This is a genomic window from Pseudomonas sp. WS 5410, assembly GCF_012985645.1.
GTDB classification, from domain to species: domain Bacteria; phylum Pseudomonadota; class Gammaproteobacteria; order Pseudomonadales; family Pseudomonadaceae; genus Aquipseudomonas; species Aquipseudomonas shahriarae.
Genome location: NZ_JAAQWS010000006.1, coordinates 161947 through 184792, shown reverse-complemented (window position 1 = coordinate 184792; position 22846 = coordinate 161947). Strand labels below are relative to the sequence as shown.

Annotated in this window: 20 protein-coding genes and 3 pseudogenes; 12 read left to right on the top strand and 11 right to left on the bottom strand. The window is 52.7% G+C overall.

Going from position 1 to position 22846, the window contains the following annotated elements; all coding sequences use genetic code 11:
- Nucleotides 1-40: 40 nt before the first annotated feature.
- From HBO24_RS29560 to HBO24_RS11570, 3 genes and pseudogenes are all read left to right on the top strand, one after another.
- A pseudogene (locus HBO24_RS29560) lies at nucleotides 41-124 on the top strand (phosphate ABC transporter ATP-binding protein); the annotation flags it as partial.
- A gap of 968 nt (nucleotides 125-1092) precedes the next feature.
- Complete coding sequence (locus HBO24_RS11575) at nucleotides 1093-2424, top strand: site-specific integrase (RefSeq protein WP_047306897.1); 1332 nt, start codon at nucleotides 1093-1095, stop codon at nucleotides 2422-2424.
- Between the two features lie 60 nt (nucleotides 2425-2484).
- Complete coding sequence (locus HBO24_RS11570) at nucleotides 2485-3519, top strand: hypothetical protein (protein WP_047306894.1); 1035 nt, start codon at nucleotides 2485-2487, stop codon at nucleotides 3517-3519.
- A 17-nt stretch (nucleotides 3520-3536) separates the two neighbouring features.
- On the opposite strand, the gene HBO24_RS29830 is transcribed toward HBO24_RS11570, so the two are convergent.
- From HBO24_RS29830 to HBO24_RS11555, 3 genes are all read right to left on the bottom strand, one after another.
- Nucleotides 3537-4637, bottom strand: coding sequence for an inovirus-type Gp2 protein (locus tag HBO24_RS29830; protein WP_125919827.1), 1101 nt, complete (start codon nucleotides 4635-4637; stop codon nucleotides 3537-3539).
- Nucleotides 4638-4921: 284 nt separating this feature from the next.
- Entirely contained in the window at nucleotides 4922-6433 is a 1512-nt protein-coding gene (locus HBO24_RS11560; protein WP_047306892.1) for a YfjI family protein, read from the bottom strand.
- 28 nt (nucleotides 6434-6461) lie between these two features.
- The gene (locus HBO24_RS11555; protein ID WP_235437056.1) at nucleotides 6462-6728 is read right to left on the bottom strand and encodes an AlpA family phage regulatory protein; all 267 of its coding nucleotides are present in this window, start codon (nucleotides 6726-6728) and stop codon (nucleotides 6462-6464) included.
- 374 nt (nucleotides 6729-7102) lie between these two features.
- Here HBO24_RS11555 and HBO24_RS29550 point away from each other — a divergent pair, with 374 nt between their 5' ends.
- The 5 genes from HBO24_RS29550 to radC all read left to right on the top strand — a co-directional run bounded on the left by HBO24_RS29550 (nucleotide 7103) and on the right by radC (nucleotide 11136).
- Nucleotides 7103-7432 (top strand): hypothetical protein, encoded by a 330-nt coding sequence (locus HBO24_RS29550; protein ID WP_080963203.1) that lies wholly within the window; start codon nucleotides 7103-7105, stop codon nucleotides 7430-7432.
- Nucleotides 7433-7503: 71 nt separating this feature from the next.
- Nucleotides 7504-8472: a DUF932 domain-containing protein gene (locus HBO24_RS11545; RefSeq protein WP_047306891.1), complete on the top strand. Its 969-nt coding sequence runs from the start codon at nucleotides 7504-7506 to the stop codon at nucleotides 8470-8472.
- A gap of 81 nt (nucleotides 8473-8553) precedes the next feature.
- A complete protein-coding gene (locus tag HBO24_RS11540) occupies nucleotides 8554-9558 on the top strand; it encodes a lambda-exonuclease family protein (protein WP_170059736.1) in 1005 nt (334 codons plus the stop codon).
- A 106-nt stretch (nucleotides 9559-9664) separates the two neighbouring features.
- A complete protein-coding gene (locus tag HBO24_RS11535; protein ID WP_047306889.1) occupies nucleotides 9665-10591 on the top strand; it encodes a hypothetical protein in 927 nt (308 codons plus the stop codon).
- Nucleotides 10592-10638: 47 nt separating this feature from the next.
- The gene (gene radC, locus HBO24_RS11530; protein ID WP_047306888.1) at nucleotides 10639-11136 is read left to right on the top strand and encodes a DNA repair protein RadC; all 498 of its coding nucleotides are present in this window, start codon (nucleotides 10639-10641) and stop codon (nucleotides 11134-11136) included.
- Nucleotides 11137-11383: 247 nt separating this feature from the next.
- Here the strand turns inward: radC and HBO24_RS29545 are convergent.
- The 5 genes and pseudogenes from HBO24_RS29545 to HBO24_RS11510 all read right to left on the bottom strand — a co-directional run.
- Nucleotides 11384-11630, bottom strand: a pseudogene (locus HBO24_RS29545) (group II intron reverse transcriptase/maturase); the annotation flags it as partial.
- Between the two features lie 9 nt (nucleotides 11631-11639).
- Nucleotides 11640-13346, bottom strand: a complete 1707-nt coding sequence (locus HBO24_RS11525) for a LeoA/HP0731 family dynamin-like GTPase (protein WP_047306887.1) — start codon at nucleotides 13344-13346, stop codon at nucleotides 11640-11642.
- Nucleotides 13346-15556, bottom strand: coding sequence for a hypothetical protein (locus HBO24_RS11520; RefSeq protein ID WP_047306886.1), 2211 nt, complete (start codon nucleotides 15554-15556; stop codon nucleotides 13346-13348). Before HBO24_RS11520 ends, HBO24_RS11525 begins: the two co-directional genes overlap by 1 nt.
- Before the next feature lie 499 nt (nucleotides 15557-16055).
- Nucleotides 16056-17108 (bottom strand): ADP-ribosylglycohydrolase family protein, encoded by a 1053-nt coding sequence (locus tag HBO24_RS11515; protein WP_047306896.1) that lies wholly within the window; start codon nucleotides 17106-17108, stop codon nucleotides 16056-16058.
- An 11-nt stretch (nucleotides 17109-17119) separates the two neighbouring features.
- Nucleotides 17120-17374 carry a hypothetical protein gene (locus tag HBO24_RS11510; RefSeq protein WP_047306885.1) on the bottom strand — a complete coding sequence of 85 codons (255 nt, stop codon included), beginning with the start codon at nucleotides 17372-17374 and terminating at the stop codon, nucleotides 17120-17122.
- 119 nt (nucleotides 17375-17493) lie between these two features.
- Between HBO24_RS11510 and HBO24_RS11505 the strand changes: the two genes are divergently transcribed.
- Nucleotides 17494-18369 (top strand): WYL domain-containing protein, encoded by an 876-nt coding sequence (locus HBO24_RS11505; RefSeq protein WP_047306884.1) that lies wholly within the window; start codon nucleotides 17494-17496, stop codon nucleotides 18367-18369.
- A gap of 83 nt (nucleotides 18370-18452) precedes the next feature.
- Here HBO24_RS11505 and HBO24_RS11500 read toward each other — a convergent pair whose 3' ends face one another.
- Both HBO24_RS11500 and HBO24_RS11495 read right to left on the bottom strand, forming a co-directional pair.
- Nucleotides 18453-19130: a hypothetical protein gene (locus HBO24_RS11500; protein ID WP_170059735.1), complete on the bottom strand. Its 678-nt coding sequence runs from the start codon at nucleotides 19128-19130 to the stop codon at nucleotides 18453-18455.
- 210 nt (nucleotides 19131-19340) lie between these two features.
- Nucleotides 19341-19580, bottom strand: a pseudogene (locus HBO24_RS11495) (transporter substrate-binding domain-containing protein); the annotation flags it as partial.
- 125 nt (nucleotides 19581-19705) lie between these two features.
- Between HBO24_RS11495 and HBO24_RS29340 the strand changes: the two are divergent.
- Nucleotides 19706-21046: a hypothetical protein gene (locus tag HBO24_RS29340; protein ID WP_178124547.1), complete on the top strand. Its 1341-nt coding sequence runs from the start codon at nucleotides 19706-19708 to the stop codon at nucleotides 21044-21046.
- A 2-nt stretch (nucleotides 21047-21048) separates the two neighbouring features.
- Here HBO24_RS29340 and HBO24_RS11485 read toward each other — a convergent pair whose 3' ends face one another.
- Complete coding sequence (locus HBO24_RS11485) at nucleotides 21049-21483, bottom strand: hypothetical protein (protein ID WP_106120184.1); 435 nt, start codon at nucleotides 21481-21483, stop codon at nucleotides 21049-21051.
- A 105-nt stretch (nucleotides 21484-21588) separates the two neighbouring features.
- On the opposite strand from HBO24_RS11485, the gene HBO24_RS29825 reads away from it, so the two are divergent.
- Both HBO24_RS29825 and HBO24_RS11475 read left to right on the top strand, forming a co-directional pair.
- Nucleotides 21589-22584 (top strand): WYL domain-containing protein, encoded by a 996-nt coding sequence (locus tag HBO24_RS29825; protein WP_047303191.1) that lies wholly within the window; start codon nucleotides 21589-21591, stop codon nucleotides 22582-22584.
- Between the two features lie 71 nt (nucleotides 22585-22655).
- Nucleotides 22656-22820 (top strand): hypothetical protein, encoded by a 165-nt coding sequence (locus tag HBO24_RS11475; RefSeq protein WP_170059734.1) that lies wholly within the window; start codon nucleotides 22656-22658, stop codon nucleotides 22818-22820.
- The last annotated feature ends 26 nt before the right edge of the window (nucleotides 22821-22846 follow it).

Sequence of the window (22846 nt, the reverse complement as noted above, 5' to 3'; positions counted from 1 at the left end):
TCCTGCTTCCACTACTGATCGCGTAAACACCAAAATCCGTATGCGTGAATTAGAGTTTTTCTATGTTAACCAACGCTCGCTGAAATCCATCGACTTCCACGAAAAGCACATCTCCGCCATTATCAGGCACCCGCGGAACCCAAAGAACGTGAAATCGAAAAAGCGTACAAAACAGTGCGCAAGAGTGCTTTAGCACGGACTGCAAAACTAACGCACCTATCGCAAAAGCAGCTGGCTGCAATCATTACGCGACCAAGCAACGAGCAGATCGCAATCAGTGTGGCCAATATCTTGGAGGGAGAACCTGCACAACCTTCCGCGCCAGAAATCGGACCTTCCAACTCTCTAGAGCTAGCCGCCCAGGAAGTCGAGGCTCACAGGGCCATGACCCCTACCCCAGTACGACCAGAAGCCCAATTAGAAGAGGAACGCGCCATTGAGCTTGATCAGGGTTACCCTCCTGACACATCGAGCCCAGGCGATGCGATAGAGCTTCCCGGAGAACCCGAGGCGATTGACCTGCCCGAGCTTCGGCGCCAGATAAACTCCGTTGCTGGGGCGAGGCTCCAAAAGCGCAAGCACCCTCCCCGCGCTATGCTGAAGCTGCTTCCGCAACCTGGTTCTACGCCTCAAGTCGAAGGAGTCATCTCATTGGATATCAGGGAGGTCGATGATTGAATGTCACATCGCTCCGGATGTTCAGCACTCCCCATCCTAATCATCACCACTTCCTCAAATTCTCACACGACGGAAATGTAGGATTCTGAGTAGGGCCAAAAGTGGGGGCAAATTTTTCTTTCGCACAAAATCAGCAGACACAAAAAAATCCAACCACCGCTAAGTGATTGGATTTTTTAAAAAAATATGGTCGGGACGGAGTGATTCGAACACTCTACCCCTAGCACCCCATAAAGGTAAACCATGATCCAAGTCAGTCTAAATAAATCCAAGAACAAGACCTAAAGCACTGTATTCATTGGTCATTGTAGTTTACACAGTCCAACCGCTTCCGATAGCATTCTACCAGAGCCAGCGAGAAACGGTGACCCAACGGTGACCATCTTGAGCCTGGCCTTTCTGGGGGAAGCGAAAGTGGCGACGATCACCGACAAACAGATGAACGCAAAACCAGCCAAACCTACCTGGCTGATCGAGGATGCTCCTCGCGGCTGCGGCCGATTCATGGCACGTCTTCGCCCAGATGGCGAGCGCCTGTTTTACTTCAGGTATACCGACACCAGCGGTGGAAGGGTGTTTCTGCCCATAGGTGCATATGACGCCACTGGCACTGATGGACTTACCCTTAAGGAAGCAAGAACTAAAGCAGGAGAGTGGTCACGCCTCTACCAAAGTGGAACTCGAAACTTACGAGAACATCTGGATGCCGAGGAAGCTGCCCGTATCGCAGCCCGAGATGGTGAATTGGCACGACTCACCGCCGAGAAAGCAGAAGCCGAAGCCGAGCAAGCTCGCCAGGCGGCACGCAAGACTGTTACCGACCTATTCGAGCACTGGGCTAGGGTTGATCTCATCAACCGCAAGGACAAGGGGGCAGAGGCTCGTCGGATGTTTGAAAAGGACGTTCTGCCCTTCTTGGGCGACTTGGCTGTCGCTGATGTGAAAAAGGGTCATATCACCGAGGTGACAGATGCCCTTCTCGCTCGCGGTGTAAACCGTATGGCCAAGATGGTTTTTTCGCTTATGCGTCAAATGTTCCGCTTTGCCGTAGACCGCGACCTTATTGAGCACGATCCCAGTGCCAGTATCCGCAAAGCTAAGATAGGCGGCAAAGACACTGAACGCGACCGAGTACTGAGTGATGACGAAATCAAGCTGCTTGCTAAGAAAGCCCCTGATGCAGGACTGCTAGTCACCACCGAAGCTGCAATCTGGATTGCCCTATCGACCTGCTGTCGAATTGGTGAGCTCCTGAGCGCCCGATGGGAGCATATCGATCTAGAGCAAAGCACTTGGCTGATTCCATCCGAGAATAGTAAAAACGGCAAACCGCACAGCATCATCCTTTCAGACTTTGCCATTAGCCACTTCAAGCGCGTAAAGCAGATTAATAGCCTGTCACCTTGGTGCTACCCGAACACCTACATAACTGACCATGTATGCCCTAAAACGGTAACCAAGCAGCTGGGAGATCGCCAGCGCCTTCCGGAACAAGGCTCCATGAGCCGACGTAGCGCCAAAGCCCAAGCACTGTTGCTACCAGGCGGGAAGTGGACACCTCACGACCTGCGGCGTACAGGTGCGACGATTATGACTGCTATTGGCGTGCTTCCTGAAGTGGCTGAACGTTGCCTCAACCACACAGAGGAAAATAAGGTAAAACGCATTTATCAGCGTCATAGCTATGCTAAAGAAATGGCGGAGGCTTGGGAAGTTCTCGGCAAGCATTTATCCAGCCTGATATAGACAGCCACTCCAACAGCCCTGAGAAATGACTAGCACCGCTAAACAAGGACACGATTAAAAATGAAAAACAAAGGGCTTACCATATCAGCAGCTGAATTTATTGAGGAGCACAACATCTCCGAAAGTGAATTCAAAGACAGAATTGAAAAGCTGCAGATCCCCCTTCTATGCCGCTGCCCAAAAACGGTTGCAATTCATGTATCCGGCTCGGCCATCGTTCTAAATAACAATGAGCCCAGAACAGCAAAAAGCTTATCAAAGCAGCATAAAGGTACGCCTTTTAGCGCAGATCACGATTATCACTCAAAAGTAGATTTAGACATAAGGTTTCTTTCCATAAGCGCCACCGACTGGGAGGAAATAGTAAATTATGACGAGACCCAAAAATTTAACTTTAAACATGCTTTTTTCCACGAAAGCGTAAAAGGCATTACACAAGCTTCAGCACATGAGCAATTGAAGAAAAACTTACAACCATTTCCAGCCCTCATAATAGACGCAGATTTCTTCATCACCACAAAAACCGAAATCAACCAGATGAAAGAAATAACAATTAGAAAAACTGACATACTCATAAGAACAGAGGACTCAAATAGAATCCTTGAAACAATAGCAGACACCGACAAAGAACAGAAAAACATCGAGCGCCAAGAATGGGAATCAGACAACCTTGTCGAGTTAAACAAAGCCTCAGATGAATTCATCCCCGAGGCAAATATCGCCTCACAGGAAGAGCGAAAAGAGCTTATCGATAAAATAAAAAAACACCTAGAGAAAAAATACAACTCCGTTGGAAAAGACGTGTTCGAACAATCCGCCTTCGCAATATTACCCGACAAGCACTACCATAAAATAAAGTCAACAAAGATGCCAATTGGCGAAGCCTTAACTAAATACCCAGAACATGCATCCACCGCACTAATTCTTATCAATGAAGCGGCAAAACACTTCTGGCAAGAGAGTCAAAAAACAATTCAAAAAGCTCCAACTAAAAGAACAGTCATGATAGAAGCTCTAAAAAGCTCAGACTGGGGGCTCACGGCAAAGCTGGCTGCCGCAGCAGCTACCATCATCAGCCTAAAGTCCAGAAACTAATAGGCCATGAGACATGCCTAGATGGCCACGTGAGGAGCCGCCTGATCAGGCCCAGGGGCTCTGGGGCGTCCTCTCTTCACAGTCTTCAACTTAGGCATATTTCCTCGGAAAAATGATCTGCCACTTTCAGGAGATAGTCGTATCCAATAGTCCACCTTGGTCAGGTAGGACGCCACCCTATTCTTCAAAGCGCTTACTCTATCCGGCTGATTAAAACTAATCATGCCTATTCCAAGATATCTATATTTATCCTTGACTGCATTGCAATTGAAATAGCGCCCCGTTCCTACCGTAATTGAGTCTCGCCAATGCTCACCAACCATTCTAGCCAAAACTCCATCCTGGCGATGATTTGTTCCGTTATAAAAAAGCAACAAATGAAAATGGAACCCCTTTAGCTGACCATACTCCAGCTTACAAGCAAACCCTAACAACCCATCAACTGGAATACCTTTGTGAAGGTCTTTCTGCATTTTTGCCCAATGTGCCTTGACCTTTTTAACATCACCATAAAAACCCTCACGACCACTTACAAAGCCCGACTGATAAGACAAATCAACACGCACAATAAGCATCCTAGAGTGCTGGGCAAAAAGAGCGTCTATATAACCTTCCAAGCTGTTAATTCGCCTAAAGGACGCTTTACGGAATCGTTTCAAAATAGCTTTAAAAGCATCACTGGACAGCTCCAGCCGCACAAACTCTACGAGATCATTCATTCGACCTATAAAAGCCTCAGCGGCTCCATCGCGTAAAGACCGCCAGACTCTGAGCGAATGAAGATCATCGACTCGATCAGCACATCTGAAAAACACCTCCACATAAGGGTTAACTTCATGAGAGGGAAAGCACCGTTCAAACACCCCCACCCCCCTCTTCAGCTTGTCAACAAAATAGCGCCCAAGCCTCTCAGTCTTAACCTTCACCCCATCGCGTTGATGAGTACAAGAAGAGAACAAAAAGCCCTTACTACCAGCAAGCTCGTACATTAATTTCTCAATAGAACGCAACTCGAACACCAAGCTTTCCTCTACCCTTAAAGCAGGAAGCCCTCCGACTTCCTCTACCATTAGATCTAACACACCTCCATTATCGATCCAATCAACTTCACTTATCACTCACTGTTTCCTCAAAAAAACAGCAGCATGGCTTTGGGGAGTCATACTGCTAAAAAATGATCAATTGACATCACAACCGCAAACTATTGCACTATCAATTGAATCGATCAGTTAACTCAATACTGGATAATTAATTTAATTAAATGGAATAAGCTACCTAACCATTTAATAGCTACTTAATTGCTTAATTAAATAGTAATCCATAATCAAGCAGTGGCCGCCTTGCACACACCTTCTGACAAACCAAGACAAACAGACTCAAGCAACCCGTCAAACACCAAACACTAAATACCAGGAGCGCTAGAAAAGTTAGTACCCTGAGAAGAACCCAGCATCATCTGCACACCACCTTGCCAAGGACAGAGGTCGACATAAACAGCTTTGTTACCAGGATGGTTAAAAAACTGAATAGCACCATGATTCACCAAGCGCAAAAGAACATACTCAAGAACAGATTTCTTTCTAAACTTCCCAGGCCCGTACTGCAAAATATAATTCTTTTTAACAAATCGCTTGCCCGTCATACGAAAACTATCAAGCCAGAAATTTAACTCCTGCTCTTCATCCTTCTCTTTAGAGTTCTGCCCAAATAACTTTATAAATTCATTGGAGTACCATTTAGCAAGGTCAGTCGCCGCCTGCAAAGTTGACATCGAAATATTCCCCTCAAACCCTTCAAAACAATGAAGCAATGCAGCCAACCTAGAAATCACCTCCATTAACTTTGAGCCATGATCACCTAGCCCATAAAGTATTCCACCTGCACACATCCTTGACTCAATATCATTCGCAACCTCCACCCAAAGCCGAGCCGCTTCGGAGTCGAATCCGATCACTTCTTTTTCTTTTTTATTTCCTCTGAAACAAATAAGGCCCGCCTCAAGAAAGTGCTCCAACCGCGAAGCAAATTGTGTTTGATGATACCAGGACGGTGCCTGAGTGCTTACATACCTAGTCCCCTGTGTTGAAGCCGGGCGACAGATTAGAAAACGCGCCCACAAACCAGATCCCCTAGACACCCCGCCTTTATGAGCCATGTACTTCGAAAATACGCTTTCCTGGACCATAAGAGAGACTGTCAGCCGCGCGCCAACAAGTTCAAAGCTTTCCGCCGTCTTACGATCAATTGTGATTGAGTCACCACTCCAAATCGCATTTTGCTTTGATAGGTCATTGAAGGCGCGCCCTTCTAAAACACCGCCACCTTCACTTGAAATCAAACCAGCCGTAGGTAAATTTTCGTACATCCCATGAAACAAAGCCTCAGAGGTTGAGTCTTCATACAAAATCTTAAATTCTTTTGGTTTAACTGGAGCTTCTTTCTCTAAAGCCAATAGGACCTTCTCCTCCTCGTCAACAGAAAGACCTTTTGATGCTTTTTTCATAATCGTTTTTAATATTCCATTACGTCGTACCGTCCAAGTATCGTACTTAATCTTCCACACCGACTGACTCTCCCTCACTTCCTCGCATTGCTTAGCCTGAAAGGCTCTAATCGGCTTCAAGAAAGCATTCTCAACCGTTGACTTCCTTTCACCCGAGTCAGCAATTGCAAGAAGCATCAGCGAGGTCGGACCGACCTGACCATTAGGTTTACGAACATCTACATGGCCCTGCAAGACAGCAGAAATCGCGGTTAAGGCCGCATTTTGAATCAATCCCCGTGGGGCCTGAATATTTGCTTGAGCCTCATTTATTGCAGCATCCAACAAGGGAAACTGCGACAAACTCGGATATGAATCATCTCCGAAATTAGGTTGTTTTGCATTTTGTTGTCTAAAAAAATTAAAATACATAGATCACCATAAATACAAACAACTAATATCAAACAACCATTGCAGATATAATTTCCGCCATTGAGCCTTGAGTCTGCCTAGACAGTTTCACATGCTCTTCCATCCACGAATTTATTTCGCTTTCAATCCAACGCACAGATGTTTTCCCAACACGTATCTGCCTTGGGAATTTCGCATCATAATGTTTAGAGCCCACCTTAAGCTTGTTATAAATAGTTGACCTAGAAAAACCTGTGCGTTTTAAAACATCTTTCAAGCGAAGCATAACCAATGTTTCTGATTTTTCATTAAACATCATTGCACCCTTTAGGACTGGACGAGGCAATCCTATAAGTAGCAACTCAAATCTCAAAGAACGTGAGCGTAACGCTTACTAACGTTACGCTTTTGGAGCTCACCACTTTGACAGCAACTCTGCCCCTCCTTCAAAACAGAATGCCCCCCCCTTAGCCAGTACTATTCCAGCTATTAATAGCAAAAATAGCAGCCCATAACGCCAAACCTCACATTCAGATACCGCCCACAACGTCCCTCGCGGGGACATTGTTTCGGCAAGCCTCATTCAAAAAAATCTCAGACCTATATCACCCAGATGAACGCTCAACGATGAGCGCGTCATTCAGCATTTCTGCGTGATACGTGGACTCAGCAAACAGAGAGGAATCATTTATGTACACCCCATGCCCTAGCTGCAATTCAGGACGAGTGGTTACTAAAAATGTGGGTAAGCAAGCAGGCGGTTTGATTGGTGCAGCGGGCGGTGCGGCCAGTGGGGCCGCTGGAGCACTAACGGGTGCGGAAGCCGGTGCCGTACTGGGCGTGGTCGGTGGGCCGGTCGGGATCGCCATTGGCAGTATCGCCGGGGCTCTGCTCGGTGGACTGTTTGGGGGCGTTGCTGGCGGGATAGCCGGAGCCACGCTGGGTGAACAAATGGATGAAAAAATCCTTAACAACTATCAATGTCTGCATTGCGGTTACAGCTTCAGCGTCAACCGTTAAGCCGTTGTGAACAGGCGTCGCTTGTTGATGAAACGACGCTCTCTTCCATTCATTCGCTAGGAATCATTCCCATGGCTCACCTCGTTGAACAAATGGCTTACGTTGGCGCTACGCCTTGGCATGGCCTGGGCAGCCACCTCTCCCCAAAACAACCCTTAGAAATCTGGCAGCGCGAAGCCGGGATGGACTGGCTGATCCAGGAAAGCCCAGTCCACTTCAAGGCGGATGCCATCGGGCACCTGGGAAGTATTCATACCTTCCCTGAACAGAAGGTGCTGTATCGCTCCGACACCAAGGCCCCGTTGTCGGTGGTCTCCAACCGCTACCAGGTGGTGCAACCCAGTGAGGTGCTGGAGTTCTACCGGGATCTGACTGAGGTCTCAGGCTACGAGCTGGAAACCGCCGGAGTGCTCAAAGGCGGTCGCAAGTTTTGGGCTCTGGCCCGTACTGGGCAAGGCACGGCGTTGAAGGGCAACGATCAGGTGAATGGTTACCTGCTGCTGGCCACCTCCTGTGATGGCACCTTGGCCACCACCGCAACCCCCACCACCGTACGTGTGGTCTGTAATAACACGCTGACCATCGCCCTGGATGGCACCACCCGCGCAATCAAGGTGCCACATAACACCCGCTTCGATCCGCAGGCAGTGAAAAAGCAGTTGGGCATCGCGGTCTCCCAGTGGGACGAGTTTATGTACCGCATGCGAGCACTGGCTGAACGCAAGGTGCAGTGGCATGAAGCGATGGGCTTTCTCATAAACGTGCTGTGTGACGTACCCCCCAATAGCAAACTGCCCGAAGTCCTGCCGAACGAGCGCGCACTGCGTAAGGTTCAAAGCCTGTACGAAGGCGAAGGTCGCGGCGCCACGCTAGAGTCGGCGCAGGGAACTGCGTGGGGCTTGCTCAATGCAGTGACCGAGTACGTTGATCACGAGCGGCGGGCTCGAAGTACTGAATACCGCATGGACTCGGCTTGGTTTGGCCAAGGTGCTGTGATCAAACAACGTGCTCTACAAGCTGCGCTGCAACTCGCCGCCTAGCTCCACTCACTTACTCAACTATGTAAAACGCCTGCTCAGCTTCTGCTGGCCGGGCGTTTTTTTATGCCTCAGGAAATGATCATGAGCACTCAATCGCTACAAAAATTCAGTACTAAACCCCGTCCGGCGTTGCGCCTGGTGGGTACCAAACAATTGCCGCGTGAGGACTGGCTGGCCGTGCGCAAGCTAGGTATCGGCAGCTCGGATGCGGCCGCTGCCGTCGGGCTTAACCCGTACAAGTCCCAGTTGGAGCTGTGGATGGAGAAAACCGGGCGTGATGAATCACTGCCCAAGCTCGATCCGCAAGACGAGGAAAGCCCGGCTTACTGGGGCAACATTTTGGAGCCTATCGTGGCGGGGCATTACACCAGGCGTAGCGGTCACCGGGTAAGACGGATCAATGCCGTGCTGCAGCATCCTGATCCTAAACTACCCTGGATGCTGGCCAACATCGACCGCGAGGTCATCGGCGCCGACGATGTACAGATCCTTGAATGCAAAACTGCCGGCATAAACGGCGCACGCCTCTGGAAGGAGGGTGTGCCCGAGTATGTGCAGTTGCAAGTCATGCACCAGCTCGCCGTCACCGGCAAGCAGGCCGCTGATGTGGCAGTATTGCTCGGTGGTCAGCACCTGGAAATCCATCGTATCGAACGGGACGAGTCACTGATTGCTCGGCTGATCGACCTGGAGCGGCTGTTCTGGGATTACGTCGTCAGTGATACCCCGCCGCCGGCAGACGGCTCGGCCTCAGCGGAGCAGGCGTTGCGGTGTCTGTATCCACAGGACAGTGGGCAAAGCCTGGACTTCAGCCAGGACACTCTGCTCTGTACGACCTTTACCGAACTTCAGCGCGTCCGCGAGTCGATTGCTCTGCAGGAGAAGCAGGAAGCTCAGCTCAAGCAAACGTTGCAACAGGCCATGGCCGATGCCAGCCGGGCGATCTTCGCAACTGGCTGCATCACTTGGAAGAAAGCCAAAGACAGCGCGGCCCTGGATATCCCCCGTCTGCTGAAAGAAAAGCCCCATCTGCAAGTGCGCTACTCGACCACCAAAACCGGCAGTCGGCGTTTTCTGCTGGCCTGAACGGTTGTTCGCTCTTTCCTTACTCCCATGCCCTTTCTCTCCAACGCCACCCTGGCCGTTTGCGCGGTCTCGGTGGCGTTTTTATTTCAGATACAGGAGAACTCCCATGCTCAAAGGCTTAGCCATCACCCCTCCGGTACTCGGGCGTATTTCCATCGGCAAGATCGTCGAGAAAAACGGCAAACGTCTGCCGGAGAAAGATGATCAGTTCACCATCACCTCGCAGGTACAAAGCCGCGACGGCTGGTTGCTGCATCCACTCAATGAGGCGCTGCGCAATAGCCAGGACGGCAAGCTGCGTAGTATTCCGATCCATTTGCTGTTTAACGAGCCGGACCTGAACTTCCGGGCCGATTACAGCTTGTTCGACCGAACTACCGGACGACCGGTCTGTGTAGGCAACGGCGAGACCTGCAAGCGTCTGACCAAGGATGGCATTCAGTCGTTGCCCTGCCCGTCACCGGATGGCTGTTCACTGGCTCAAGGCAATGCCTGCAAGCCTTACGGCCGGCTGAACGTGGTGATTGGCGATGACGATCCGCTGGGCAGTTTTGTGTTTCGCACCACGGGCTACAACAGCATCCGCACCCTGGCAGCGCGCCTGCATTATCTGCAAGCCATCTCCGGCAATCGCCTGGCCTGCCTGCCACTGGAGTTGCGTCTACGCGGTAAATCCACCCGTCAGAGCCATGGCACGCCGATCTTCTACGTGGATATCACAGTACGCAGCGGGCTAAGCCTAGAAGACGCCTTACTGGCAGCCAAGCAACTGGAGGAAACCCGACAAGCAGCGGGATTTGACCAGAGCGCCTTGGATCAAGCGGCACGACAGGGCTTTAGCAACGGAGCCTTTGAAGACAGCGATGAGGACACCGGGGCCATCGTCGAGGAGTTCTTCCCCGCAGTAGAAGATCAGACCAGCAAGGCAGAAGTCGCCCCCAAACCAGCGGCACCTGCCAAAACCTCACTGGTACAAAAGCTGGAATCCAAATCCCTCCAAAGCGGCAGTGACTACTCTGCTCGCGCCCACTGATCACACTTCCAACCTGACCCAATGTCTTCCAATTCAAGAGAATCCCCATGAAATATCACAAGCTCAAAGCAGGTGAGACGACCGGCACCTATGTCATGGAATCACCGGTCACCGAGGCCGACATCCTGCAGATGGCTCAACAACTGGCAATGAGTCGTCTGTCTAAAGGCCGGGCACTGACTGAGCCCAAGCAGGTCTTCAGCCACCTGCAAACACTGCTGCAGTACCACGAGTACGAAATCTTTGCTCTACTGCTGCTCGATTCCAAACACCGGGTTATAGGCTTTAGAGAACTGTTCAGAGGCACGCTGGATGGGGCTAGCGTCTACCCGCGAGAAGTGGTCAAGATCGCATTGGAACACAACGCTGCGGCCGTCATTATGGTTCACAATCATCCCTCCGGTGATCCAGAACCCAGCCAAGCCGACCGTACCCTGACCACCACCCTCAAGAACGCTCTGAACATGGTCGGCACCCGGATATTGGATCATGTGGTGGTGGGCTGTGAAGGCTGCGTATCGCTGGCCGAACGGGGTTACCTATAACCAACCCCACCCATACGGAAATCTTGTCCCTGGCATCCCCAGGGGCAAACCTTCCAGACGGGAAGTTTTTTATTTTTTGTCCTGGTGTGATAACGCTGCCGGCATACCGAATCACCTTAACCGTTCGACAACACACCTCCTGATCCTTGCGCTTCGGGCGATGGCGTCCCTTAATTTGATCAAATTGAACTGGGCACCAGTTTTAGCCTTATTAAGCGGGTCGACCATGCACCAACGCCGCTCCTACCACAAAGGCCATCACCTGCTGCCCCGCCTGAACATAAACGTTCGCGTCATCGTCGTAGTGCACAAAGCAGTGGCCCTCTTCGTTCAAGCTCCCGCCCCACTTCGTCCAGCAGCACATTTGCCAGTAACAGTGACAGGAGGCGGCCTTGCGGCGAGCCTCTCTTGAACACTCCATTGATCATCGCCCCTGCATTCAAATAAGTGCGAATCAGTCGGATAACCGACCGATTCGTAATCCGTTTGCTTATCGGGGGGGCTCAGTGGGTCAGTACGGTGAACTCGGCGTCGATCACTTCACCTCGCTCACGCCAAGCATGAAACTCCTGACGTTTCTGGCGCCGCTCCTCGACACTCTGTTTGACTTCCTGGACGCTGGTTTGAAGCGATACGAAATCGGCAAAGAAGCGTTCGGAAAAATCCGGACCATTGATCAGGCCTAGCAGTTCAGAGCGTTGCTGCTCGAAGTTCTCCACCATGCTGGCGATGGCTTCACGGAACGCTTTCTCCCGCTGGCTCTGTTCCCAGGAGTCCCAGGCTTCCAGCGCCAGTCCGAAGACAGCCAGCGCGCCGTTGATGTTTTTAGCTAGGTTGACGGCACCCCAAGGCTTGAACTTGAGCATCTTGCCCAAGTCCAGTCCAACCGTCTTGGCGACGGCCACGATGCCGTCGCGGGTCGCCAGCACCGTGCCGTTGTTGATCAGCTTGCTCTTGAGTGCGTAATCGAGCCCCTGCTTGCCTAGGTTCCTAACCGAATCGTTGAAGTGGTTGACCTCGGCTTCGAAGCCCACCTTCATCTTGTCGAGCTGCAACGTGGCGGAACGGAGCTGGCGTTCGAATTCGCTTTGCAGTCGAGCATTTAATACAACGCCCTCGCTGCCGATCTCCCGCTCGAAGAAGTCGGTGAAGGTGTTCTGGCTCAAGCCTTTAGCCTGCAGTATCAGGCCGGAAAAGTATCGGGTAACAAAATCACGCAGGTTGCCGCGCGCGTCCATGATCTGCCCTTGGGAGGAAATCAGCTGCTTCTGCAGACGAACGTTCACGGTCTCGAGCTTGTCGACTTCTTCGCCAATCCTGATGTCGTTCTCGATGGCAACCGGCAGTTGTTTGGTCAGCACATCGCGAATGATGGTCTTCCGAGTTTCCTCAACCACTGCCGCCACACCGCCATTGGTGTCGATTTTTACCGACGTCGCCTGCTGCAGGGTGCCAATATGTGACAGGGTCCTGAATTTCTCGGGATTCGACAACCAGTACTCGGTCCCCATGTCGAACGGGTTGGCCGCGACCGCAACGATCGCCAGCGCGCCGGCCTCCTCTGGCGTCAGCCCGATCAGGTCGTGCAGACGGCCGATGACGTTGTCGCGCTTGATGGCTAGGCTGCCTTGGTACTCGTCCTCGTCCTCTACATCAGCCACTTCGTCAAAGCGACTCAGTACGAAGACCGTGCGCGCAAGCAGGTTCAGATCCCGGAACAACCAGGCCAGATCGTCCTTGTGACTTTCCTTGATGGGGTTGGTCGAGTTCATGACGTACAGCAACAGGTGAGCTTCGCTGACGTACTTGCGCGTGGTGTCCTTGTACTTCTCTATCGCATGGGTTTGCGCGTTGAACTGCTCCTTGAAGCCGAATAGTCCGGGGGTATCGATCAGCACGAAGTCAGAATTCACGTCATAGACTTTGACTTCGTTGGATGACTCCTGCTGACTGATGTTCATGCTCGAACGATCCAGCCGTTCCATCCAGGCTGCAGCGATGGAGGTCTTGCCTTCGGAGAATCCGCCGACCAAGGCGATCTTCAGTTTGTCGTCCGCTACATCGCGTATGGCGGTATGCAACTTGGACTTGAGGTTGGGGTCAATCTCAACGCCAGCGTCCTCGCCCTGCTGCAGGAAGGCTTCAAGTTTCTGCAATACGTCCAGCGCCTGCGATTGCTGCGCCTTGAATGCACCTAATGTCTGTTCCATTACTTGATACCTGCCGCTGCAATAGTGTTGGAGAGTTTGCTCAGTTCGACGACGGACTTGACCACCGCGTCGTTGATGCTGGCTACCTGCCGGGCAGGCTCGGCCAGCACTGCCTGGATCGATTCGACCCTAGTTTCCAGCTCGGGATAAGCCTGAGTCAGATTGGCCCGGATGGAGTCGCGAATATCGTCAGCGATGGTATACAGGTTGTCATCGACGGCCTTGCGCTGCTGTGACTTCTTGTAGTCGCTGTTGAAGAATCCGTATAGGGCCTTGCCGATACCGAGCAACAAAGCCGCCGCGCCAGTAGCCAGAACGAACCATCCTGCGGGGTTCCAGAACATGAGCGCGCCACCAACCAGTGCGCCCAGCAGATTCTGCACCTTGATGCCGTTGTCGATGTTGATCTTCAGGTTGATCTTGTTGTCGAGCCCAGCTATTCCGATCTTCCCGTAAGCGTTCATCAACTCCTGAACGAACTCTTGGAAGCGTTCGATCACTTCGGCAATGTCGTCGGCGAACCTTTTAAATTCGTTTTTCAAGCGCTCCGGTAACTCGTGCTTGATCCGCTCCTGCGCCGTTTCCAACGCCTGCTCGAACACTCGCTTGAACTCGTCATTGCCGATGTCATTGTCGATCTGGTCATAAACCTCCTCGCGCACCGAGCTGGTGAAGCTGTCGATCGCCAGCTCGACCTGATTGTCTAGCCGGCTTTTCAGACCGCTCAGGCAGATGTCCAACTGGGTACAGGCATCTCCAGCATCCTGCTTGAGCTTTTCGCGCAAGGGCTTAAGGCGCCCCCGTTGAAGGGAGGCGAACTGTTCGGCGGCATGCTTGACCAGCAGATTGGCCTTGTTGAAGTTCGAGCGACGGATCTTGTTCCTGTAATCCCTGACGAAATCACCGGTCAACAGTTCATGGAAATACAGCATGTTGGATTTCGCCAACAGTGCTTCCCTACTGAACTGGCCGAGGAACTTCTCCCGACTTTTAGCATGGGAAGAACCTGGCACCAGGCAGTCGGCGATACCGAGAAACGCCGGGTGTGCGCTCAACGGCAAGCTGCGCTGGTAGTGATCCCCCAACTGCTCGCGCATTTTTTCATCCAGCACGTTCAGACTTCCCTGTTCGTCCTCGCCGATCAGGGTGTCCTTGGACAGGTGCATCGGATGGGTAACACGCTTGTTGTAGATCGACCAGACCTCGGTCTGCGATCCCAGGTGCTCCTGGATCTTTTCCAGAGTCCCTTTTTTACCTTCATCGCCCTTTTGCGGTGCAGCGGCCTTGGAGGTCACATAGAAGACGGCGTGGGCTTTCTGCACCGCTGCCCAGACCTCCTCATTCACCTTGCCTTCATCGCCTTCGATACCGGGGACGTCGAGCAATGCAAACTTCTGCTTGCCGGATTCGAATTGATACAACTGGGTGGCGAGGGTAAAGTCCGAGCGCCCGTTGCCGATGATGCCGCCATCGGCAAGAGGTTCGAGACGATCGAGGCAATTGAGGGTGGCCTCCAGGCGCTCCTGGGCCTGAACCGCTTCGTCCTTGCGGGCCTGAGCCTCTTGCTGCTGACGCGTAAGGTCGGCGGTCACCATGGCCTTCTCGGCTTCGAACACCTGCACCTGGCGGGCGGTGTCGGCACTGGCCTTTTCTTCCGGAAGTGTGCGGAACAGGTTCATCAGTTTCTGCCAGAGCGAGGCCGACTGTTGCTTCTCGACCACCAGGTCCTGCAAGCGCTGCAGCTCGCCCTTCAGGGCCGCTTCACGTTGATCGAATTGCCTCAGCAGCGTTGTCAGCTGCGCCTGCAAGTCGCTGATGAGCTGTACGCCCTTGGCGATGGCATCACGGGCATTATCCAGGTTTTCCTGGGTCAGCCTGTGCTCGCTTTGCAATGCCTTGAATACCTGTCGCTCGTCGACCTTGGTCCTTTCCCCGAGCAGGATTCGCAAGGTCTCAATAATGGTCGACTTACCGGCGTTGGTTTCACCATAGAAGGCGATGGTGAACGTATCCCACTCCGAATGACTTTTCAGCTCGTTGATACGCTTATCCAGGTCTTTCTGAACGCCTGTGAGCAGCTCCCGAATAGAGGACTGCAGCTCCGAGACCTCTCGGTCATCGGAAACGCCGCCCAATGTATTCAGAATGCGCTCCACCTCGCGCGAGACATCCGCGTAGATGTTCATTGGCGACTCAAGGTCGATACTCATTGGAAAATCCATTTACAGGTTTTGATAAGAGAGAAATCGCCAGCGGCCGTGTCTCAAAGATGCGTGGATCCTACTTCCGAAACTGGCTTTTTGCCACCCCGTACAAAGGATCGGGCCACATGCCATAACGTTCAGACTGCAAGCGGCAATGTCTGAAGGATTTCGAGCTTCCGTTGCAAATACTCCATATGGAGCCCCAGCGATGTCGTCGTACGATGTTCGATGGGGCGCCATTTTCAATGACCGTACTAGCGCTCACAGCCGCCGCGTAAAAAATTCCGCCAAGGTCCGACTCACCCACCCCGCCACCTCCTGCTTCAACTCCCCGTTTCCGCACTTGGGGCACTTATCAAACCATTCCCCCGGCCCCAACGCATCACTCTGCGGAGCCACCGTTTTCTTCCAACCACACTCAACACACACAAACGTAAATGGCCTCGGTTTAATTGGCATCGCTGCTCTCCTAAAAATTTATCCGTACTCAACGCCATCAGCGCCCTCACCTGCCGGGATACGTCCGTTCGATCTGCTGATCAAACTCTCCGCCATACCCAGAATACTCACGAGGAACGCGCTCAATATCCTCGGCGACCTGCACGATCACCTCGCGCAACTCCAATTGTCCGTACCACCGAGCAGGAATCGCCGCAGCACCATACTGAACACCCAGCAGGTGCCCGGTGATCAGCCCAGTGCTGTCGCTGTCGCCACTGTGATTCACTGCCGTGATCACGCCCTCCTCGAACGAGCGCGCGGCCAGGGCGCACCACAACCCAATAGCCAACGCCTCTTCGGCGACCCAACCGCCGCCGAGTTCGCCTATGCGTTGCGGGGTGGGTTGGTAGCCCTCGTAAAAGAAGAACAGCACGCGCTCGATGAGACTACGTGTTTCTTCCATACCGGGCTTTTGCCCGTAATTGACCAAGCTTTGAGTGACTGCGTGCTCCAGGCTGTCTTGCCGATCGACAATGCGCTGGAGAATATCGGCAAACAGCCCGGCCGCCAGGTAACCCGTAGGGTGCCCGTGAGTCAGGCGCCCTGACTGGGCAGCGTAGTCAAAGGCATTAGCAAAGAATGCACAGGGCGCAACGCGCATCAAGGCGCCACAACCTTTGCTGTTGTTCTCGGCAACAGCGCCCAGCCGTGGACTGGCCTTGAGTGCACTGATGCAGGTAGTGCCTGGAGCGCGGCGAGACCAGAGTGCCAGTTGCTCGATCAACCACCCGTCCCGGCTGACAGGCATCGTCGTAGGGCAATCCTGGGTCATCAGCCAGCGCAGCAACGCATGATGGATAATGCTCGGAACGTGGCAAATCCCTCGCGAACTGCCGCGAACATAAGCCCGCAGCAAGCCTTCTGCGGTGAAAAGCATCATCTGCGTGTCGTCGGTGATGGCGCCGGTGATACCGAAAGCAGGGGCAAAATCAACGATACCTTGTGGACCGAATTTAGCTTCGATTGCAGGCCATTCGAGGAACTCCACCGGGGCGCCCAACGCATCGCCGACGGCACCGCCCAGCAGACAGCCTTTGATCCGTTCAAGTCTGTTCATGTCCTTCCCCCTCACACTGCCGGTATCAATTCTTGCAAAATCACCAGCTTTCTTTGCAACTGCTCGATGTGCGCTTTCTCAGCTCGCAGCGCCGAGCGCAGCTCCCGGTTCTCCACCTCCCAGATCCGTGCCCAGCGCACGTTCTTTTGACAATCAAGAGCCATTTTCCAGAGTTCACGCAACCTCAGGCACTGCAGCAGAAGCACCAGCAGGATTGCCCCCATCATCAGCAAAGCACCTGTCGAAACCGCTTCCGACATACTCATGTCCACTTCCTTCCGTGAGTTCGATTCATCTCGAAGACAAATACACGATATGTAGTGATTAGCGACAGGTCTAGAATGTAGACTTATACAGGTAAAGTATTCGCGCACATGGAGAGGTTATGAAACGCAAGCAGTCCATCGAACAAGTCCGCTGGGACCTGGCACTTCGCTATCGTTTGATAGAAACGGTTGCCTGGTGGGAAGGCCGCCTGACCACGGGGCACTTGATGCAGAGCTTCGGCATCAGCCGACAGCAGGCATCCAAAGACATCAACACCTACATCAACGAGCATGCGTCTAAAAACCTTACATATGACAAAAAAATAAAGGGCTATGTGCCCAGCAAGGCGTTCAAGCCGCTGTTCATTGACGACAGTGCCAGCGCCTATTTGCACCTGCTGTATCAAAACAATGCGCGCGCGCCGCACGTTGAGGGCCTGGCCCTCGCTTATGCCCACACCAAGGTGCTGGAAGTGCCGGATCGCTCGATCAAGGCGGAGATCCTTCGGCCGTTGCTCAAGGCTTGCCGCGACCACCTGCGCCTGGACATTGACTACGTTTCGCTGAACAGCCCAGACCCCGAGGGCCGCACGATCGCGCCGCACACCCTGGTGTACACCGGCATGCGCTGGCACGTTCGCGCCTACTGTGAAAAAAACCGTGAATACCGCGATTTTGTTCTGAGTCGACTACGCGGTGTGCCCGACGTCCGGGATGATGAAACCGAAAATGGCATCGATGGAGATGATGTCTGGAACACCGAGGTGGCGGTGATCATCAAGCCCGACGAACGCCTGACGCCGGCGCAGAAGGCGATCATCCAGACTGATTTCGGTATGATGGATGGGCAGATAGAGATTCCCAGTCGCCAAGCGTTAGTGAAGTATGTGTTGCAGCGGTATCAGATCGATCCCAAGAATCTAGACCCAAAGCCGGAGGCGCAACAGATAGTGGTGGGGAACCTGAAGGAGTTGAAACCCTGGTTGTATGACTGAGGGAGTCAGGCATACACCTCCATTCCAGGCAGCGCGTTCCCTGAACTTGCGCATTGCAGCGCAATACTCAGGGACCGAACGCGTCAGAAGTCGTCATAAATCGAGTGGGCCTGGGCGAGGTCGTTCTTGGTTAGCTGGAAAAACCCACGCTCCACATCTGCCACCCGGTATCTCCCACCGTAGTAAGTCGAACTGATGCAACGGCACTCAGAGCGCCACAGATCGTACACCTGCTCGTTGGCTTGGGTAATTGGAATGCTTGTCGGATATAGGGTCAGTCGATCCAAAGCCCTACTTATTGGCCGCGTCTGTTTCTTCAGCTTACTGATTTGCAAATCCAGCACGCAATACTCCTGCGGGTTCAGGAACATCAGAATCTTGGACACGAAAGAGATATTTGAGTAGCTGGGAAACCCGAGTCGCTTGAGCGCAGCCAACGAGGGGGTACCTGTGCTAACCAGGCCATTGAACGAGGCGTAAGGAGCAAACGAGCCAATCAGTGAGTTAAATTTTGCGAATCGGCTATCTCTGTAGCCGGCCGTCGCGTTTCCCCAATAAATGATGTTGCCCAGGCCTTGCTCGATATCGGTAGGCACCGTCGACCGCAGTTGGGTCTGAATGATCGACTCCAGTTGCTGAATACTGCTCGCTACCTGAGGGTTCTGCTGTTTCGGCAATGCGTGATCGTAGTAGTCCAAAGGGAAGCTATAGGTATGGATGGAGTGCTGCAGGGCCTCTATCTGGGTCCGGTTTAACGACATAGGTTGTTCCTTTAAGGGTCAACAGAGGGCAGCGCCAGTTGCGCCAAGGGCGTTACCGATGAGAGACGTATCGACACGAAGTCATGCATCTTGAGTTTGCTGCATTGGATGAATGGGGGAGGATGCTTGCTTGAACTCGCTTTAGGTTCCGGATATCGCAGCCGGTCCACGCTCTAGAATCACATCAAGCCTTTCCGTCACACTCATCTACGAAAGAATGCCGTCGAACTTCCTCGCTTTCAGCCCCGGGATGACGCTGCCCCTGGGACTTTCCATCGATACGCATTTGACCTTGAGCTGGGCACCGATGGCGCTGCCGATATCGATGTCGAGCCCCACTAGATTACCGGCGGGAGCCTTTGACTCGAACGGCGCGAAACGGGGATCGACACCGAAGCGAATGACAGTCCAATCCTTTGCATAGAGTCGGGCCAAACTCAGGCAGCTCAGCGAATAACCGGAGCAATCGCACGGTCAGCGCCTTTTCACTCATAGGAAAAGTGTCACGACAGGAATTGTCGCAAGCTTGGCGATAATGGAACCTCACCGCAAAAAACCGATCACAGGGGCCTCTCATGACGCGCAATGACTACCTTACTAATCCGACCGTAAAAGATTTCATCGAGTGGCTCAGCGGCAACCTGGACAACGCCACGATTCGTCATCAGTACCTGAATCGACAGAGTAAGACCTTGTGGTATTGCGACAGCCTTGCCGACGCTTACTCGGTATACCAATGGCAACATCCTGCAATCAAGCGCCTGCAGGTTCCGGCGGGTAAAACCGCAGTGAGCAACGATGTAGCTCTCAGCGCACTAAAGGCCGACCTACAGAAGGCGTTGGCACTCGCCCCAGCGGTCAACGATGGAGCGTGCTGCCAAGCTGCTATCGACGTGATGATATGGGGCGGTGTACAGAGCAATAACGTTACCTGGCTCCATATGAACGTGCGCGGCCTGGCAGCTACCCTATCAGCCACCCGTGACGCCATCGACGCTGGCGTAACCGACGTCCCCATCCTTCAGGCCAAAGACCTCCGATTCAACGCAGGCATGACCAAGGTCTACTCGCTGGTCTGCAAGGACTTTGTCATTTATGACAGCCGTGTCGCAGCAGCGCTTGGCTGGGGCGTAGTGATGTACTGCAAAGCTCGACAACTGAAGACTGTGCCGGAAACCTTGACTTTCCCATGGGCACCAGCGAAGGAAACCGGTAAGCATTTCGTGAAATCCCGAAACCCATCCGAAGGAAAGCTTCGTTTCCCCCGCCTGAAAGCTGGTTCCCACCATGCGGAATGGAACATGAAAGCAAGCTGGATTCTCAGCAGTGTAGTTGCCCATCCAAACGCTGCTGCGAGCGCATTCCTGGCCAGTGACGGAACTAACGTTGATCCACTCCGCCGCCTGGAGGCCGCTTTATTTATGATCGGGTATGATCTTTGGAATTACCCAGAGGAAGACCAAGGATCAACTCAACAGCTCGAGCAGGATCTCTCATGGATCGATTGCTGCACACCCACTCGCCGCAAGCCCTTCCGTTACAAGCTCACCGATGAAGGTTTCAGCGTTGAAGGAGGTCCATACTTCCCTATCGGGGTCGTAAACAAAACCTTGGGCAACCTCCAGAAAACGTTCGGCATCCAGCCTTTCCCGTTAGCCAACAAGGCCGATAACGTACGCAATGGTGATAGCGCCGAAGGGATCGGAACCGCATACCACCACGCTACAAACGGACGTGGCAACATCCCCGACACCAGCAAGCTGGCGGCGATTCTCGAAAGTCTTGGGGTACTCATTGTAAATCACAGCACCAAACTATGGGCGCTGAACGCAGACCTGTTAGCTACGAACGTCGACGGGCAGCCCGACATCGCGCCGGTCATTCTGCGTACGATGGATGAGGATACGATTAGCTGACATTAGTCCATGGGCCAAACGAACATCTTCTCGGTGATAATTGTCGGGCGGGCATCTGAGCCGACAGTCTCCCCCGGTGTCAGGATAGTTGTCGCCTCTCCGGAACCAAGAACGAAGGCTAACTTGAAAAGCCGTCGGGCCAGAGCAGGCTCAAACAGTACTCGACTGCCATTGAGCCATCGCATCACCACGCAGAGATTCATAGTGGACTCGTAACCTGCCAGGTTCGACCATGCCGCGAAGCGGATTGGCGGCCTTGATTTGATAGTAAGTCGCCAGGCAAAAATCGTTGGCTTGGCTGATCTCCAAAATTCGTAGAGAAGGAATACCGATGCCGGCATAAGGGCCAGCACGTCGTCCGGCTCGAAAAACCGGATGCTATTGACCATGGGCAATATGCCCTCCAATAGGTTGAACACCTGGGCGTCTTTGGTCATGCTCATGTCCTGATCGGCGAACTTATTGGCCCGACCAATCTCCAGACAGGCGCGACAACCTGTATCGCATAGCAATCCAAATAATTGAAAGTCAGGGATATCGCAGTGGAACAACTCTTTCGTCAGGAAGTGCTGCTAGGTTTGCTACCCCGCATGGAAAGCGCCATCGACACAAAAACCATCCATGAACGCCTCGAAAATCAAGGAATATCTGTCGACCTACGCACCCTACAACGCCATCTACGCGAGTTGGAAAAACGCTTCCCTCATGTAAAAAGCAAACCTAAATCACCTAAAGCCAAAGCCAGGATCTGGTGGGCAGACAGATCACTTTCTCGCCTAAGCCTGCTACCGACCGATGCGATGAGCCTAGTGATGATCATGGACCACGCCAGTCGGTTTGGTATGGCGGCCCAAGTCACCAATCTTTCGGCACTGCATGAATATGCCCGGTCTTTGATGCGTGAAGCCCGGCCGTCTCAGGACTGGTCTAAGAAAGTCATCAGCAATACCCGCTTCATCACTTTAAGGCCGGGCAAAGTAGACCCTCAAGTGCTCGAAACCCTTCAAAAGGCGCTGCTTGATGACTACGCTGTTGAAGCTCAATACCTCAAGCGCGGCGCACGCGAAGCTAAGTCCTATCGTCTTCTACCGCTTGGATTGTCCTATCAAGATTCCAACATTTACCTCTCCTGCGTATTTGCGAATCAAAAAGACACCCGGCCAGTGGCCTTGCCACTACATCGGTTCATTTCAGTCACAACAATTCCAGAAACAATAGCGGCCCCTGAAAACTACGATATCAACTCGGTTAGCACACAGCGTAGCCTGATCAGCCTTGCGTCGGATGAGCCGGTACCGCTACGTCTGCTTTTAAGCCAAGAGATGTACGAGCGACTAGCGGAAAACCCACTCACAGAAGATCAACAACTGCTCGATGAAAATGGCTGCCGTACGATGGTAGGCAGCACCCACCTAAGCCAAGGCCTAGAGCTTTGGCTTCTCAGCCAAGGTGACAATCTTGAAGTGGTCGAACCGTCTATCCTGCGCGAGAAAATGGCAGCCACAGCACAAAAAATGGCGGCACTTTATTTGAAATAATTAGAATACGACATGGCGTGTCGCACGTTGCGTAAAGACTCTTCTCCTACCAAATCCAAGGAGTCTTGACGATGAAAACCTACAAAGCCTTCATGCAACGTGTCACGCCTAACGCAGGTCCAGCGGCCAATTTCACCATCACAGTGCAAGCCATCACCTCGGCTATGGCTAAGGTGACGGCTGAAGCCCAATACCCCGGCTATAAATGTCCCAACAGTCCGGTGCGGGTGCGTTGAGAAAACCAACACACGGGGTCGTGGGC